This window comes from Myroides sp. DW712, assembly GCF_046557355.1.
In the GTDB taxonomy this organism is placed as follows: domain Bacteria; phylum Bacteroidota; class Bacteroidia; order Flavobacteriales; family Flavobacteriaceae; genus Flavobacterium.
This window is the reverse complement of sequence record NZ_JBKFDO010000006.1, coordinates 165609-182539: the sequence shown is the minus strand read 5'-3', so window position 1 is coordinate 182539 and position 16931 is coordinate 165609. Positions and strand designations below refer to the sequence as shown.

At 38.5% G+C, this 16931-nt stretch carries 16 protein-coding genes; 14 read left to right on the top strand and 2 right to left on the bottom strand.

Annotation, left to right across the window (positions count from 1 at the left end):
• Nucleotides 1-27 precede the first annotated feature (27 nt).
• The 11 genes from dnaX (at nt 28) to ACLJX0_RS06895 (ending at nt 12442) form a co-directional block, all read left to right on the top strand.
• Nucleotides 28-1113: a DNA polymerase III subunit gamma/tau gene (gene dnaX / locus ACLJX0_RS06945; protein ID WP_410879397.1), complete on the top strand. Its 1086-nt coding sequence runs from the start codon at nt 28-30 to the stop codon at nt 1111-1113.
• Nucleotides 1114-1145: 32 nt separating this feature from the next.
• Nucleotides 1146-1898 (top strand): hypothetical protein, encoded by a 753-nt coding sequence (locus ACLJX0_RS06940; protein ID WP_410879396.1) that lies wholly within the window; start codon nt 1146-1148, stop codon nt 1896-1898.
• A gap of 16 nt (nt 1899-1914) precedes the next feature.
• A complete protein-coding gene (locus ACLJX0_RS06935; protein WP_410879395.1) occupies nt 1915-2745 on the top strand; it encodes a S1 RNA-binding domain-containing protein in 831 nt (276 codons plus the stop codon).
• Nucleotides 2746-3371: 626 nt separating this feature from the next.
• Nucleotides 3372-4265: a methylisocitrate lyase gene (prpB, locus tag ACLJX0_RS06930; RefSeq protein WP_060874551.1), complete on the top strand. Its 894-nt coding sequence runs from the start codon at nt 3372-3374 to the stop codon at nt 4263-4265.
• A gap of 2 nt (nt 4266-4267) precedes the next feature.
• A complete protein-coding gene (prpC, locus tag ACLJX0_RS06925) occupies nt 4268-5419 on the top strand; it encodes a 2-methylcitrate synthase (protein ID WP_410879394.1) in 1152 nt (383 codons plus the stop codon).
• Nucleotides 5420-5447: 28 nt separating this feature from the next.
• Nucleotides 5448-6899, top strand: coding sequence for a bifunctional 2-methylcitrate dehydratase/aconitate hydratase (locus tag ACLJX0_RS06920; RefSeq protein ID WP_410879393.1), 1452 nt, complete (start codon nt 5448-5450; stop codon nt 6897-6899).
• 85 nt (nt 6900-6984) lie between these two features.
• The gene (locus ACLJX0_RS06915; protein WP_410879392.1) at nt 6985-8481 is read left to right on the top strand and encodes a CoA-acylating methylmalonate-semialdehyde dehydrogenase; all 1497 of its coding nucleotides are present in this window, start codon (nt 6985-6987) and stop codon (nt 8479-8481) included.
• A 14-nt stretch (nt 8482-8495) separates the two neighbouring features.
• Complete coding sequence (locus ACLJX0_RS06910) at nt 8496-9656, top strand: acyl-CoA dehydrogenase family protein (RefSeq protein ID WP_410879391.1); 1161 nt, start codon at nt 8496-8498, stop codon at nt 9654-9656.
• Between the two features lie 9 nt (nt 9657-9665).
• Nucleotides 9666-10772 (top strand): enoyl-CoA hydratase/isomerase family protein, encoded by a 1107-nt coding sequence (locus ACLJX0_RS06905; RefSeq protein ID WP_410879390.1) that lies wholly within the window; start codon nt 9666-9668, stop codon nt 10770-10772.
• 3 nt (nt 10773-10775) lie between these two features.
• Entirely contained in the window at nt 10776-11657 is an 882-nt protein-coding gene (gene mmsB / locus ACLJX0_RS06900) for a 3-hydroxyisobutyrate dehydrogenase (RefSeq protein ID WP_410879389.1), read from the top strand.
• A 2-nt stretch (nt 11658-11659) separates the two neighbouring features.
• Complete coding sequence (locus tag ACLJX0_RS06895) at nt 11660-12442, top strand: enoyl-CoA hydratase/isomerase family protein (protein WP_410879388.1); 783 nt, start codon at nt 11660-11662, stop codon at nt 12440-12442.
• Nucleotides 12443-12515: 73 nt separating this feature from the next.
• On the opposite strand, the gene ACLJX0_RS06890 is transcribed toward ACLJX0_RS06895, so the two are convergent.
• Nucleotides 12516-13502, bottom strand: a complete 987-nt coding sequence (locus ACLJX0_RS06890) for a diaminopimelate dehydrogenase (RefSeq protein ID WP_410879387.1) — start codon at nt 13500-13502, stop codon at nt 12516-12518.
• Between the two features lie 139 nt (nt 13503-13641).
• Nucleotides 13642-14055 carry a hypothetical protein gene (locus ACLJX0_RS06885; protein ID WP_410879386.1) on the bottom strand — a complete coding sequence of 138 codons (414 nt, stop codon included), beginning with the start codon at nt 14053-14055 and terminating at the stop codon, nt 13642-13644.
• 354 nt (nt 14056-14409) lie between these two features.
• Between ACLJX0_RS06885 and ACLJX0_RS06880 the strand changes: the two genes are divergently transcribed.
• The 3 genes from ACLJX0_RS06880 (at nt 14410) to ACLJX0_RS06870 (ending at nt 16886) form a co-directional block, all read left to right on the top strand.
• Nucleotides 14410-14952 (top strand): chromate transporter, encoded by a 543-nt coding sequence (locus ACLJX0_RS06880; protein ID WP_410879385.1) that lies wholly within the window; start codon nt 14410-14412, stop codon nt 14950-14952.
• Nucleotides 14949-15497: a chromate transporter gene (locus ACLJX0_RS06875; RefSeq protein WP_410879384.1), complete on the top strand. Its 549-nt coding sequence runs from the start codon at nt 14949-14951 to the stop codon at nt 15495-15497. The genes ACLJX0_RS06880 and ACLJX0_RS06875 overlap by 4 nt, the downstream gene beginning before the upstream one ends.
• A gap of 168 nt (nt 15498-15665) precedes the next feature.
• The gene (locus ACLJX0_RS06870) at nt 15666-16886 is read left to right on the top strand and encodes an NADH:flavin oxidoreductase (RefSeq protein ID WP_410879383.1); all 1221 of its coding nucleotides are present in this window, start codon (nt 15666-15668) and stop codon (nt 16884-16886) included.
• The last annotated feature ends 45 nt before the right edge of the window (nt 16887-16931 follow it).

Here is a 16931-nt window from a genome sequence, read left to right as displayed (position 1 = left end):
AGCTACCTTTGCAGTAATAGTGATTTTATGGAACAATTTATCGTATCAGCAAGAAAATATAGACCGCAAACTTTTCAAGAAGTTGTAGGACAACAGGCCATTACCAATACTTTAGTTAATGCTATTGAGAGTAATCATCTGGCACAGGCTTTGTTGTTTACAGGTCCTCGAGGAGTGGGGAAAACAACTTGTGCGCGTATTTTGGCACGTAAGATTAATCAGGTAGGGTATGATGACCCTACGGAAGACTTTACCTTCAATGTATTTGAATTGGATGCGGCATCGAATAACTCGGTAGATGATATTCGAAACCTTATTGATCAAGTGCGTATCCCGCCACAGACGGGAAAATACAAAGTGTATATTATAGACGAGGTGCATATGTTGTCAACGGCAGCATTTAATGCGTTTCTAAAAACATTAGAAGAACCCCCTCGTCACGCTATCTTTATTTTAGCCACTACAGAGAAACACAAGATTATACCAACGATTTTATCGCGTTGTCAGATTTTTGATTTTAAGCGAATTACGATTGCAGATGCAGCGGATCATTTGGCTTTAGTAGCCAATAGCCAAGGAATTGCATATGAGCCTGATGCGTTGCGTATTATTGCACAAAAAGCGGATGGTGCGATGCGAGATGCTTTATCTATTTTTGATCGCGTGGTGTCGTATTGTGGAAAAAATCTGACCAGACAAGCGGTGGCAGAGAATTTGAATGTGCTTGATTTTGAGTACTATATTCGCGTGACGGATTTGATTCTGACGAATAATATTCCAGCTTTATTAACTTCCTTGGATTCTATTTTAGCTAAAGGGTTTGATGCACAGCATTTTATTGCTGGATTAGCTTCTCACTTTAGAAACTTAATGGTTTGTAAAACACCAGAGACTGCTGCGCTTTTAGAAGTAGGAGAACACGGTAGACAGTTGTTTGATGAACAAGCTCAAAAAGCGAGTGTAGGTCTGTTATTGGAGGCTATTGATTTAGCGAATGAAGCAGATTTGAAGTATAAAGCGAGTCAGAATCAACGACTATTGGTGGAATTATGTTTAATGAAATTGGCGTCTTTATCTTATGAAGGCGAAAAAAAAAAGATAAATCTTTCATAATTCCAGCACAAGCTTTAACAGCAATAACACCAATGGAAGTTGTTGAAGTGTCAACAAGCTCTAAACCAACACCTGTAGCGCAATTTACGGTACAGCCGCAAGAGATTCCTGTGCATGCCCCTCAAGCTATAGCGCCTCCTCTAATCAAGGAGGAAGTGAAAGCAGTTGCGGAAGAACAAGAACCATATAAACAGGAAACTGTTCAGAACAGTAGCGAAACACCTCCAGTTTTTGAGCAAACACCACCTTCAAATACAACGAATGCTCCAGAAGCACCTCCACTATTTGAGGTAGAGCCTATGGCAGCCTCGGTTGAGAAAAAGGTGTCTGCGCTTTCTCTTTCCAGTATTCGCGCACGCAAAGAGATGGAATCTTCCCTAGAAAAGAAAGTAGTAAATCCAGACGATTTACCAAAAGAACCGTTTACTGCCGACCAATTTATGGCAGAATGGAATAAGTATGCAGAGAAATTGGCACGATCTGGGTTTATGTTGATGTCTTCCTTAATGGGAATGGTGCCACCTGTTATTCAAGGGACTTCCGTTTCTTTAGAAATGCCCAACGAAGGGTCTAAATTAAGTTTCGACGAGAATAAGTTTGATTTGGTCAATTACTTGCGTAAAAAGCTGAATAATTTTGATCTGGAAATCGAAATCACCGTTAATGAAGAAGTTAAAATTCAAAAAAGAGTACTAGATAAAGAAGATAAGTTAGTTCGTTTTATCGAACTAAATCCTGCGATGCAGTATATGAAACAAATCTTCGATCTAGAATTTAAATACTAGAAAAATATAATCGTTTATGATTAACATTGGACAAGACAATACGCTAAAAGTAGCGAGAAAGACGAGCATTGGTTTATATTTAACCGATGGAGAGACCGATATTCTATTGCCTAATAAATATGTACCTAAAAATATTGAAGTAGAAGATGAAATCGTGGTTTTTGTGTACTTAGACCAAGAAGAAAGACCTGTGGCTACTACGTTAGAACCTTATATCTATATCAATGAATTCGCTTTACTAAAGGTGAGTTTTACCAATAAATTTGGTGCGTTTTTGGATATGGGATTAGAAAAGGATTTATTTGTTCCCTTTGCTGAACAAGCCCGCCCAATGAAAGAGGGTAATTACTACTTGGTGTACATGCAGCTGGATGAAAAGACCAATCGCCTGGTAGGATCTAGTCGATTAAATCAATTCTTGAGCAATGATGAGATTACAGTTCAGGTAGGAGATGAAGTGGAATTAGTGGTGTCACATATCACGGATTTAGGGATTAACGTGATTGTCAACGAGCAACACAAAGGCTTGATGTACAAAAACGAAGTATTCGAAGATTTGCGTACCGGAGACCGCATTATTGGTTATATCAAGAATGTACGCCCAGACGGTAAGATTGACGTGTCTAGGACTCGTGTAGGAGTAGAAGCGATTACCGATGGGGCAGAACAAGTTTTAGCTGCTTTACTCGAGAATAATGGCTTTTTGGGCTTATCAGACAACAGTCACCCTGAAGATATCCGTACGGTACTCAATATGAGTAAAAAGATGTTTAAAAAAGCCATTGGCGGCTTATATAAAGAGAAAAAAATTACCATTACGGACAAGGGTATTCACCTTGTAAAATAAAAAAGCACCTTCGGGTGCTTTTTTTGTTCTTTGTTCTTTGGCTTTTGTTCTTTGCTATTAGGATATCTAGTTTTAGTAGAAAATTTCCTCTTCTTCCACGCATCACGCATCACATAAATAATTTAACATTAAAATCAAATCGCTCTAGTCTAACACAAAATAAAAATCAGTATATTGAAAATTCGAAAAAAGAGATTTTTACAGCAGGAGAAAGGGGATTAAAGCCCGCAAATGCTGAAAAATATCCAAGGTGAGTTCTTTAAAATACTGTTTATTTTGCTTAAGACAGGCTTTTTTTGTGGGATTTAAGTCACCAATGAAAAAAACATTTATTGGAAATCCGCAGTTTTAACCCTTCTAGATTGTCATTTCTTCTTAAGAAGGGGTTAAAATAATCTTCGTTTTTGTCTATTCTACAGTATTTAACTTTTATTTAGCTGATTTTATTTTATTGAAATTTAGATATAAAAAAATTTTCAATAAAAATATTCATATATTTATCAAAGATAAGTAGTTCGACTACTGCTGAGGCTAGAAAGGCTGTGGCTATTCAGTCCTTTAGAAGAAGCGTGGATTATAGTGAATTACTTCATACACTCAATTGTAGATTATTAACAACCATAAGAATGAACAAAACAAACAATTTTAAATCTCCCGGATTACTTTTTAGGGAGGCCATGCAGAAGGAAAGTCCCCTCCAAATTGTGGGTGCAATTAATGCGAATCACGCATTACTAGCACAACAAGCAGGATTTAATGCTATTTATTTATCAGGAGGTGGTGTTGCGGCAGGATCATTAGGTGTACCGGATTTGGGGATTACCACTTTAGAGGACGTTTTAATTGATGTACAACGCATTACCAATATTTGTGATTTACCGTTGATGGTTGACGTCGATACAGGCTTTGGTCCATCGGCATTTAACGTAGCGCGAACAGTTAAATCGTTAATTAAAGCAGGAGCGGCAGCGCTACACATAGAAGATCAAGTAGGTGCAAAACGCTGTGGTCACCGTCCAGGAAAAGAGGTGGTGAGCAAGCAGGAAATGGTAGATCGCATTAAATCTGCTGTAGATGCACGTACAGACGAGCATTTCGTTATTGGTGCTCGTACGGATGCCTTTGCTAATGAAGGCTTAGAAAGTACATTAGAACGTGCCATTGCTTATAAAGAAGCTGGTGCAGACTTCATCTTTGCTGAAGCAGTACCTGATTTAAGTTTTTACCAAAAATTTGTCGATGCAACTGGTATTCCAGTTTTAGCAAATATTACGGAGTTTGGCATGATTAAGATGTATACCGTTGAGGAGTTAAAAGCAGCGGGAGTAGGGCTTGTTCTTTATCCACTTTCTGCTTTTCGCGCAGCAAATAAAGCAGCCTTGAATGTATACAACCACATTCGTCAAGACGGTACACAAGCAAACGTGTTGGATACGATGCAAACACGTGAGGAGTTATACAGTAGTATCAACTACCACGATTATGAGCAAAAATTAAACAACCTATTTAAAAAACAATAAGCATGTCAAATAACGAAACAAGCTTTAAACCAAAGAAAAGTGTTGCACTTTCTGGCGTTGCAGCAGGTAATACGGCCTTGTGTAGCGTAGGAAAAAGCGGAAATGATTTATATTACAGAGGATACAATATCTTAGATTTAGCGGAAAATGCAACCTTTGAAGAAGTTGCTTATCTATTGATTTACGGACACTTACCGAATGAAGCTCAATTGAGAAACTACAAGGCTAAATTAAAGTCACTACGCGGATTGCCAAAATCGGTACGCAGTATTTTAAAAAATATCCCAGCAGCGGCACATCCAATGGATGTTATGCGTTCTATGGTATCGGCTATTGGAACCATTCAACCAGAAAAAGACGATCATAATGTAGCGGGAGCGAGAGATATCGCTGATAAATTGTTAGCGTCTTTTAGTTCAGGATTGTTGTACTGGTATCACTATACCCATAATGGAAAAGAAATTGAAGTAGAAACCGATGACGATACGATTGGGGGGCATTTCCTGCATTTATTACACGGGAAAAAACCAGCAGATTCATGGGTAAAAGCGATGCAAGTTTCTTTGATTTTATATGCAGAGCATGAATTTAATGCGTCTACTTTTACAAGTCGTGTAATTGCAGGAACGAATTCAGATTTCTATTCTTGTGTAACTGGAGCGATTGGTGCCTTACGTGGACCAAAACACGGAGGAGCGAACGAAGTAGCTTTTGAAATTCAAAGTCGTTACAATACACCAGACGAAGCGGAAGCAGACATTAGAAAGCGCGTGGAAAACAAAGAGGTTATCATTGGTTTTGGGCATCCAGTGTACACGATTTCAGATCCTCGAAATATCGTAATTAAAAAAGTAGCAGAAGAGCTATCGCAAGAAGCGGGAGATATGCTTTTATACGATATTGCAGAACGTTTAGAAACGGTGATGTGGGACGAGAAAAAGATGTTCCCAAACCTCGATTGGTTCTCAGCGGTATCCTACCACCAAATGGGAGTGCCGACCTTGATGTTTACGCCTCTTTTTGTAATCTCTCGTATTACAGGATGGAGTGCACACATTATTGAGCAACGTCAAGATGGAAAAATTATCCGTCCGAGTGCAAATTATGTAGGGCCTGAAAATCAAGAATTTGTATCGATTAAAAACAGAAAATAATTTAATAACTAAAAAATAAGAATTTAAAATGTCATTACACATTTCAAACGAACGACCACAACCAGATCAAGTATTAGTGGACATTGCGGATTACGTATTAAACTATGAGATTAAGAATGATTTAGCGTGGAAAACCGCACATTATTGTCTATTAGACACGATTGGATGTGGGTTAGAAGCTTTAACATACCCTGCATGTACTAAGTTATTAGGACCTGTAGTAAAAGGAACAATTGTTCCAAACGGAGCAAAAGTTCCAGGCACACAATTTCAGTTAGATCCAATTCAGGCAGCGTTCAATATTGGAACGATTGTGCGTTGGTTGGATTTTAACGACACTTGGTTAGCAGCAGAGTGGGGACACCCTTCAGATAACTTAGGTGGTATTTTAGCTACTGCAGATTGGTTGTCAAGAACAAATATTGCAGAAGGAAAAGCACCTTTAAAAATGAAACAAGTTTTAGAAGCAATGATCATGGCACACGAAGTGCAAGGGGTTATGGCTTTAGAGAACTCATTTAACCGCGTAGGATTAGATCACGTATTACTTGTAAAATTAGCTTCAACTGCAGTTGTAGGAAAGTTAATTGGTTTAACTAGAGACGAGTTAATCAATGCGATTTCATTAGCTTTCGTTGATGGACAAGCGTTGAGAACCTACCGCCATGCTCCGAACACTGGAAGTCGTAAGTCTTGGGCTGCTGGAGATGCAACATCACGTGCGGTGCGTTTAGCGTTGATGGCTAAAACAGGAGAAATGGGGTATCCATCGGTGTTAACAGCTAAAACATGGGGATTCTATGATGTGTCTTTTAAAGGAAACGCATTTAAATTCCAAAGAGATTACGGTTCTTACGTAATGGAGAATGTATTGTTCAAAATTTCCTTCCCAGCAGAGTTCCACTCGCAAACGGCAGTTGAAGCAGCAATGACGTTACATGCAAAATTAAAAGAATTAGGAAAATCAACAGATGATATCAAGAAGATTACGATTCGCACACACGAAGCAGCAATCCGTATCATCGATAAAAAAGGGCCATTAGACAACCCTGCAGACCGTGATCACTGTATTCAATACATGATTGCAGTTCCATTAATCCACGGAAGATTAACGGCAGCAGATTACGAAGATAATATTGCTTCTGATGCGAGAATCGACGTATTACGCGATAAAATGGAGTGTGTAGAAGATGTACAATTCACGAAAGACTACCACGATCCAGAAAAACGTTCAATTGCTAACGCATTGACTATTACGTTCAATGACGGAACAACAATTGACGAGGTTGTTGTAGAATATCCAATCGGACACAAACGTAGAAGAGAAGAAGGTATTCCTGAATTAATCAAGAAATACAAAATTAACTTAGCGCGTGTTTACCCAGAAAAACAACAACGCGTAGTAATGGAACACTCATTAGATTATGACACATTAGCAAATTTAGATGTAAATCAGTTTGTAGATTTACTTGTTATCTAATCTAAGCTTATAAAAACACAAGAGTTGATTGCAAAATCAACTCTTGTTCCTTAAGCAACCACCAATCTAATAAATTATGACAACTATGACACAAAAAATAAATCTATATATAAACGGAGCTTTCACAGCTAGTAAAGCAACGGCTTATTTGCCAGTTGAAAACCCTGCAACACAGGAAATTATAGCTGAAGTTCCCTTAACAGAATTAGCAGAAATTGATCAGGCGATCGCCTTAGCTGGAGAAGCGTTTAAAACGTGGAAAGAAGTAGCTACACCCGAGCGCGCTAGATTATTTTTAAAATATCAACATTTATTAAAAGAAAATCAAAAGGAAATTGCAGAGATACTAGCGACAGAAAACGGAAAAACGTTTGCTGATGCGATGGGCGATGTATGGAGAGGAATTGAAGTAGTAGAACACGCGTGTTCTATTCCGACCTTAATGATGGGAGAGACCGTTGAAAACGTAGCCCGTGCCGTAGATACATACAGCTATATCCAACCATTAGGAGTATGTGCGGGAATTACGCCGTTTAACTTCCCGGCGATGATTCCGTTGTGGATGTTCCCTATGGCTATTGCTTGTGGAAACACCTTCATTTTAAAGCCGTCAGAGCAAGCGCCGATGACAGCCATGAAATTAGCGGAATTATTCCAACAAGCAGGATTTCCTAAAGGAGTTTTAAATATTGTTCACGGATCAAAAGATCAAGTGAATCACATCTTAAATCACGAAGATATTCGCGCGATTTCATTTGTAGGATCTGTGCCTGTAGCAGAGCATGTATACCGTACAGGAACGCATAATTTAAAACGCGTACAAGCATTTGGTGGAGCGAAAAACCATATGGTTGTTATGCCAGATGCAAATAAACAACAAGTAATTAATAACTTAGTTGGAGCTTCTTGTGGAGCTGCAGGTCAGCGTTGTATGGCTATTAGTGTGGCTGTATTGGTAGGAGAAGCACAAAACTGGGTGAATGAGATTAAAGAGGCATTAAGTACAATCAAACCTGGTGTTTGGTCGGATGATGCAGCTGCTTACGGTCCACTAATTAACAAACAAGCAAAAGAAAAGGTATTGCGCTTAATTAAAAGTGGTTACGACCAAGGAGCTGAAGTATTACTTGATGGAAGTGACTGTGTGGTACCAGGGTATGAAAAAGGATATTTTGTTGGTCCAACGTTGTTCAATAAAGTAACTACGGATATGGACATTTACAAAGAGGAAATTTTTGGTCCAGCTTTGTTATTAGTAACTGCAGATACGCTAGATGAGGCGATTGAAATCATCAACAACAACCCGTACGGAAATGGAACGTCTATTTTTACTAATTCTGGTGCAGCCGCACGTAAATTTCAACACGAGATTCAAGTCGGACAAATTGGGGTAAATTTACCTATTCCAGTGCCATTACCTTTCTTCTCGTTTACAGGATGGCGTAAATCGTTCTTTGGAGATTTGCATTCTTACGGAAAGCAAGGGGTTCGTTTCTACACTGAAACCAAAACGATTACCGCGCGTTGGTTTGAAGAAGATGTACCAGGCGGAAAAGTGAATATGACAATTAATCTAAAATAGGGGGAAGAAGTAGTATGCAATTTAATTTAGATGAAAATCAAATCGCTTTTCAAGATGCAGCAAGGAGTTTTGCCGAAAAAGAATTAGCTCCGTATGCTTCCGATTGGGATGCGAATAAAATATTTCCTCGAGAGGCCATTCAAAAAGCAGGGGAACAAGGATTTTGTGGCGTTTATACGCGCGAAGATGTTGGTGGATTGGGCTTTTCAAGATTAGATGCTGCGATTATTTTTGAAGAATTAGCAGCGGCTTGTCCATCGACTACAGCCTATATTACAATTCACAATATGGTGACTTGGATGATTGACGAGTTTGGAAGTGAAACGATTCGTCAAACCATTTGTCCACCACTTGCAGCTGGAATGAAGTTTGGATCCTACTGTTTAACAGAGCCTGATTCAGGTTCTGATGCCGCAAGTTTAAAAACAACGGCTGTAAAACAAGGAGATACTTATGTTTTAAATGGAACGAAGGCATTCATTTCTGGTGCAGGAGAAAGTGATTTTCTAGTAGTTATGGCTCGTACAGGAGAAGCAGGACCAAAGGGCATTAGCGCTTTTGTTGTTCCTGCAGATACTCCGGGAATTAGCTTTGGAGAAAAAGAAAAAAAACTAGGTTGGAACACACAACCTACGCGTTTTGTCTTTTTTGATCAGGTTGTAATCCCAGCTGAAAATTTATTGGGAAAAGAAGGCGATGGATTTAAAATGGCGTTGAAAGGGCTTGACGGAGGACGTATTAATGTTGGTATTTGTTCAGTGGGAGCTGCTCAAGGAGCATTAAATTTAGCGCAACGCTATATGCATGAACGCATGCAGTTCGGCAAATCACTGGCTCAATTTCAAGCCTTGCAGTTTAAAATTGCCGATATGGTAACCGAACTAGTGGCTGCTCGCCAGATGGTGTACTTGGCTGCTTTTAAATTAGATACGAAAGATGCTAATGCAACTACCTACTGCGCTATGGCTAAACGGTTAGCTACGGATAATAGTTTCACTGTTTGTAATGATGCTTTGCAGCTATTAGGTGGCTATGGTTGTACACAAGACTTTCCTGTCGAGCGCTTAATGCGCGATGCACGTGTACATCAAATTGTAGAAGGAACCAATGAAATCATGAAGTTGGTTATCTCAAGAAGAATATTAGAAGAAGGAGCAACGACTGAAATACGTTAATGGATTGACATGAGTTTAATACTGACAGAAATAAAGAATAATGTTGGTTTTATCACCCTAAATTCGGAGAAGACTTTAAATTCTCTGAATTTAGAGATGATAGAGACCTTAACAACAACCATGGAAACATGGAAAACATCAAAAGAAGTAGCTTGTATTTTTATTCAGGGGGCAGGAGAAAAGGCCCTATGTGCTGGTGGAGATGTTCGTAGTTTATACGATAATATTATTGCACAACGTGCGGTAGATCCCACCCAAGTACCACAGGGAAATTTTGATTTTTTTGCGAAAGAATACGCATTGAATTATGCTATTCACACCTATCCGAAACCCATTATTGTTTGGGGGCATGGTATTGTGATGGGCGGTGGAATTGGCGTCATGGTTGGCGCTTCTCACCGCATTGTAACCGAGCGTAGCCGACTAGCTATGCCTGAAATTACAATTGGGTTGTTCCCAGACGTAGGGGCTACTTGGTTCTTGAATAAAATGCCATCGGCTTATGGCTTGTATTTGGGATTGACAGGTGCGCGTTTAGACGCTGCAGATTGTCGCTTCTTAGGTTTGGCTGATTACTATATAGAATCAACTGCTAAAGAACAAGTTATAGAGGCTCTCTTACAAGTGACTTGGACCTCAGATGTTCATGATCAACTCGGACAAATCCTTTCCGATATTGCAGCGGATTATACCGTTGGAGTTTCTCAGGCAGCTGAACATGAGGCTTTTGTTAAACAATTTGAAGGGGTACAAACCCTAACACATTTTCGCGCTATTCTAGCTGATTCTGTGAAAGACAGTTGGATTGAAGCTGGCGTGCAAAGCTTTGAAAAAGGATCGCCTAGTTCCGCTTATATCATTTTTAAACAGCTTCGAGATGGAAAAACATACAGCCTAGAGGAGGTATTTCAAACAGAACTCAACTTAGCTTGTCAGTGCTGTATTCATCCCGATTTTGCAGAAGGTGTACGAGCGTTACTAGTGGATAAAGATCAAACTCCTAAATGGCAACCTGCTACTTTAGAAGAAGTTACGTCTGATTGGGTAAATAGTTACTTTACGCCTCTATGGACGAGAGAGAATTGCGTTTTAAAGAATTTAGGTAAAAACGAATAGCGTATGGCAAAAATAGCTTTTATAGGCTTAGGAAATATGGGTGGCCCTATGGCTGCCAACCTAGTAAAAAAAGGACATGAAGTAACAGGATTTGATTTGAGTGAAGCTGCTTTAGATCAATTGGTTGCTCAAGGTGGAAAAGTAGCCAAATCGGCTTTGGAAGTAGCTAAAGGAGCGGAAGTAGTCGTTTCTATGTTACCTTCAGGAAAACATGTAGCAGATTTGTATACAGTAGAATTTATGGAGCAGTTACAGCCCCAGGCAGTACTAATTGACAGCAGTACCATTGATGCTGTTACGGCACGTGCTGTTGCTGCTTTAGCAGTAGCGCAAGGACATGCGATGATTGATGCTCCAGTTTCTGGAGGAACTGCAGGTGCGCAGGCAGGTACATTGACCTTTATTGTTGGAGGAGCTACTGCTGACTTTGAAAGAGCGAAACCAATTTTAGAAGGTATGGGACAAAATATCTTTTATGCAGGCGAATCTGGAGCTGGGCAAGTAGCAAAAATTTGCAATAATATGTTGTTAGCGATTCACATGATTGGTACATCAGAAGCAATTAACTTGGGAGTACGCCACGGTTTAGATCCAAAAGTACTCAGTGAGATTATGCAAAAGAGCTCTGGTAGAAACTGGTCCTTGGAAGTGTATAATCCGTATCCAGGAGTTGCAGAAAATACACCTGCTTCTAAAGGGTATGCGGGTGGTTTTGCAGTAGATCTAATGAAAAAGGATTTGGGCTTAGCTGCTGAAGCGAGTTTAGACACTAAGAGTTCGACTCCTTTAGGTAGTGCTGCATTAAACTTGTACACCATGTGGAGTGAAGCAGGAAATGGCAAGTTTGATTTTTCAAGTATTATTAAATTTTTAAACCAGCAATAGTTATGAATTTTGAAACTTTACAATACCAACAAGAAGGATATGTTGGGACATTGACAATCAATCGTCCTGATGCATTAAATGCGTTGAACAAGACGGTATTAGCGGAATTAAAATCATTTGCTGAACAAGCAAAAAACAAAGGCGATATTCGCGCTTTGATTATTACCGGTTCTGGTGAAAAGGCTTTTGTTGCAGGAGCAGATATTAAGTCCATGCAAGCGATGACTCCAGCAGAGGCAACGGAATTTGCGTATACTGCTCAAGCAGCATTTAATGCCATTGAGGCTTTGCCTTTTGCAGTAATTGCCGCAGTCAACGGTTTTGCGTTGGGAGGCGGATGTGAATTAGCCTTGTCTTGTGATATTATTTTAGCAAGTGAAAAAGCGAAATTTGGATTACCTGAAGCAACCTTAGGTTTACTGCCTTGCTTTGGAGGAACACAGCGTTTGCCACGAGCTATTGGCCTATATAAAGCCAAAGAGATGGTGTTTACAGGTAATTTCTATTCAGCAGTAGCTTGTGAAGCGATGGGATTCGTGAATCGTGTCGTTGCACCTGAAGAATTGTTGAACCAAGCACAGGCAATGGCTCAAAAAATTGCATCTAGAGGTCCAATTGCTATTGCTAAAGCAAAAGATTCGATGCATACAGGCTATGATTTATCCTTAACCGACGGGTTAAAACAAGAAGGAGCCCTTTTTGGTACGTTGTTTACTACGGCCGATCAAAAAGAGGGAATAGGAGCTTTTATAGAAAAAAGAACTCCTGATTTTAAAGGAAAGTAATTGCTTTTAGTAAGAATATAAAAGGGCATACTAGTTTTTTAGTATGCCCTTTTTTGTGTTAGATAGCGTTTAACTATAAAAGTTTCGCTCGCAATTCTTCTGCACTTTTCGGTGATAGATAACCTAGTGGAATATCAAAAACCGTTTTGGCTCCTGTTTGTCCTTCTTTGGCCATTTTTGCAATAGCACGAGTAAAGGCAACTAAAACAGAGGCTGTAAACTCGGGATTGCTCTCTAGTTTTAAACCAAATTCAAGGTGTTGTTGATTGCCATTGCCTGTTTCGCCAGAACGTAGTACAAATCCACCATGTGGCATAGCACTGTGGTTTAGCTTTAATTCTTCTTCTGAAATAAAGTGAACGGTCGTATCATAAGGTTCAAAATAGTTCGGCATGGTTTTAATTGCCTGTTCGATTTGTCGAAGATCAGCACCTTCTTCAGCTACAACATAACAAACGCGTTGGTGTTTATCGGCTGCGGTAAAGGTCGGGTTTTGTCCTGTGCGAACCTGTTCTAACGCTTGCTCAATAGGCAGTGTGTATTGTACCCCATTTTTTACTCCTGATAAACGGCGAATAGCATCCGAGTGTCCTTGACTTAATCCTTTACCCCAAAAGGTATAGGTTTCTCCTTGTGGAAGAATCGTTTCCCCTAGTAAGCGCAACATAGAAAAAAGCCCAGGATCCCATCCAGTTGAGAGTAAACTTAGCGTTTGATTGGTTTGTGCACATTGATTGACTTTCGCGAAGTAAGTAGGAATTTCACCATGATTATCAAAACTATCAACGGTATTAAAATGCGTGGCGAGTTGGATCACTTGTTCAGGTAAATCCGTAGAAGATCCCCCACACAAAACCATTACATCAATCATGCCTTTATAATCAAGCACTTGGTTTAAGGAAACTACCTTTGATGTTGTTGGAATTGATGCTGGAGAACGTCTAGTAAAGATAGCCACGAGTTCTAAGTCTTTATTTTGTGCGATAGCGCGTTCAACGCCCTTTCCTAAATTACCATACCCTACAATTCCTATGCGAATTAGAGGAGCTGAATATGCCATAGTTCTAGTTGTTTTTGGAAACAATTGCTTGTTTTCGTTTAAGAGAGCCAAAAGTACTCAAAAGTTTAACGAGATGAACAGTCATGTCCTTTGAATTATACTTTTTTTAGAGCAAAACATTTGACTTTAAAGATAACTCTTATTTTTTAGCGGGAAATTGCTGGGGAGGGAGAGGAAATTTAGTGTCGGGAAAAGATGGAAAGTTTAGTATAATTCCTTGTGTTTTATAACTGGTAATATAGGATTTATCAAAAGTAAGTCCCGGTTTCTCAATAAAAATTTCTTTGGTTTCATGAGGCTGAATTACATTTTTTTTAGATGTTAAAGTTTGATTATCACTTGTCACAGCCTTAACATAAACCTCTATTGGGTAGTTTACTTTAGAACTAACGGTAAAAATAAAGCGAGTTGACCCTGCTTCCGTATCGGTTTTCATAGCTGTTCCCACATACTGAATAGTTGCGCTTTTTTCATTAATTTCTGAGTCGTCTTTACTACAGCTACTGGTTAAACCAAGGAGAGCAAATAAAATAATTGCCATTGCTTTTTTCATATTAATATTTGTTTTAGGTGTCTAAAGTAGCGTAAAAAAAACTTTTATATTACTGTTAATTGTATTTTTAACTATAAAATTAAGTTTTTATTTATTTTTTTAAGAAATAAAAAAGGAGTTTATATCTAAGAGAACTGACTAACTCTCTTATTGTATAACTACACAGGTAAAAAGAGGAATAAAGAGTCCATTTTCATTGGTAGAGTTTTTTTAAAAAGAGCTTAATTTTTACCCCTAAACATCACTAAGCTAAAATACATAAAAGTCTTAATTTTAAAGGGATTAACCCCTTATTTATTAGTTTGAAAAAGGAAGTTTTTGTATCTTGCTATCACGATAAAAAAACAAAAAAATATGGTTTTTAAACTTTTTTTTCTCTTTACTAAAATAGGCCTTTTTACGATTGGTGGCGGGTATGCGGTAATTCCTTTAATAGAAAAAGAAATCATTCAACGATCCTGGTTAAGCTATGATGAATTTTATGAACTTTTAGCTATAACAGAATCATTGCCTGGAGTTTTTGCGACTAATATAGCAGCGCTAGTTGGTTTTAAGATTGGTGGAATAAAAGGCGGAATCTTAGCTGCACTGGGCACCATCTTAGCGCCATTTATTATTATTTTACTATTGGCTGTATTTTTTAATCGATTTCAAGATAATATCTATGTTATTAAAGCATTTAAAGGGTTAAGGCCTGTTGTCGTAGCGTTAATTGCTGCTCCCTGTTATACAGCAATCAAAATCAATAAAATGTCTTTTAAATCACTACTATTGCCTTTAGGTGCATTGGGCTTGATGTGGTGGGCTAATGTTTCTCCAGTTTGGATTATTCTAGGTGCTGCTATCGGTGGAATTGTTTACTATAGCTGGCGAAATAAATCTGGTACTATAGTATGATTTTCTATCAATTATTATGGGTTTTTATTAAGATTGGGACTTTTGGCTTTGGCGGTGGATACGCCATGCTGTCCTTAATTCAAGAAGAAGTCGTGGAAAAGCACCATTGGATTTCTAAAAGTGAATTTACAGATCTTGTAGCGGTGTCTCAGATGACGCCTGGCCCAATTGGAATTAATACGGCGACTTATGTAGGGTATGCCGCGTTAATTAATGAAGGCTATCCCGTTTATATTGCGGTTCTTGGCTCAGCAATCACAACGATAGCGCTTTGTATTCCCTCATTTATAATGATTAGCTTCATCTCCTATTTCTATTTTAAGTTTCGATCAAATAAGTTTTTCTCCTATGCGATTGCGGGAATTAAACCTATGGGGATTTCATTGATTGCTTTAGCCGCGTTATCCTTGACCACAGAAGAGAGTTTTCCTGATTATTATAGCCCCATTTTATTCCTAGTCGCTTTAGTTTGTTCAATTCGATTTAAAGTCCATCCTATTCTTATTTTGATTGGAGCTGCTATACTAGGATTGATTATCTATTAAAGGTCAATTATAAAATGAGGTTATTAGCTGCAGGGTAGTTGTAAAAAGCATCATCTAGTTTTGATGAGTTTTCTGTATTTGTTTATGGTATAATTTTTATGTATATTTAATATATAGCCATAAAATATTTGGTTTTTATATCAAATTAAATATAATTAACAATTTATTATGACGCAAGAAACAACAATACAAACAACGACTATTTTCCAGCCCGTTCAATTGGGACCTATTACATTGAGAAATCCTGTGATTAAAGCAGCAACGAGTGAGGGGCGTAGTCCAGAGGGAAAAGTAACTCAAGCATTGATAGATTTTCATCGAGGGTTTATTGAGGGGGGGATTGCAATGACTACATTAGCTTATTGTTCGATTTCGAAAGCTGGTTTTGCGGCACCTGGTGAAATTTTGATGGTTAAAGAAAACACGAGTGGATTAAAGCGTTTTACTGCAGCCATGCATGAGGCAGGAGGAAAGGCTTCTGCTCAACTTGGGCATGCGGGACCTGTAGCAACGAAAAAGATTACGGGTGTACAACCGATAGCGCCTTCTCGTTTTTTCAATTTGACGAGCATGCAGACTTGTAGAGCCATTACAATTCCAGAGATGAAAGAAATCATCAATCAATTTGCTGATGCCGCAGAAGTAGCTATAGAAGCGGGATTTGATGCGATTGAACTCCATTTTGGGCATCTTTATCTTGTTTCTTCCTTTTTTAGCCCATGGATTAATAAACGAACGGACGAATATGGAGGGTCTATAGAAAATAGGACGCGATTTGCCAAAGAAATTTTACTAGCAGTAAAAGAACGTGTGCAAGACCAATTGGCTATTATTGTTAAACTATCAATGGATGATGGTATCAAAGGGTCTATTTGGTTAGATGATTCAACAGAAACAGCGCGAATTTTAGATGAAACAGGGGCTGTAGATGCCTTTGAACTTACTATGGGATCTTCCGTTTCCAATCAAATGTATTTGTTTCGAGGAGAAACAGATATTGATGGAATGGCCAATACGCAAAAAGGAATTATGAAATTGGGTGTAAAGTGGTTCGGAAGGCAAATTTTAGGAGAATATCCTTATGAAGATTTATATATGCTTTCCTCAGCCCGTCAGTTTCAAACAGTGGTTAAAAAGGCAAAACTAATTTTATTAGGTGGAATTAATAGTTTTGACGATATGGCCACAGCAGTAAGGGAAGGATTTCCACTATTTGCTATGGGAAGAGCTTTATTGCGCGAACCTGATATTATCAATAAAATAAAAGTTAATCCAAGCAAGCTGGGATTGTGTATTCATTGTAACAAATGTATGTTTTCTGTTTTTACTACGACCAATTGTGTTTTTACAAAGGATTATGCAATTAGTTCACAAGCAGCTTTGGTTTAATTTTTGAGCTTTTTTGATTCAGACGGATTCTCTTTTGGAGCGTTT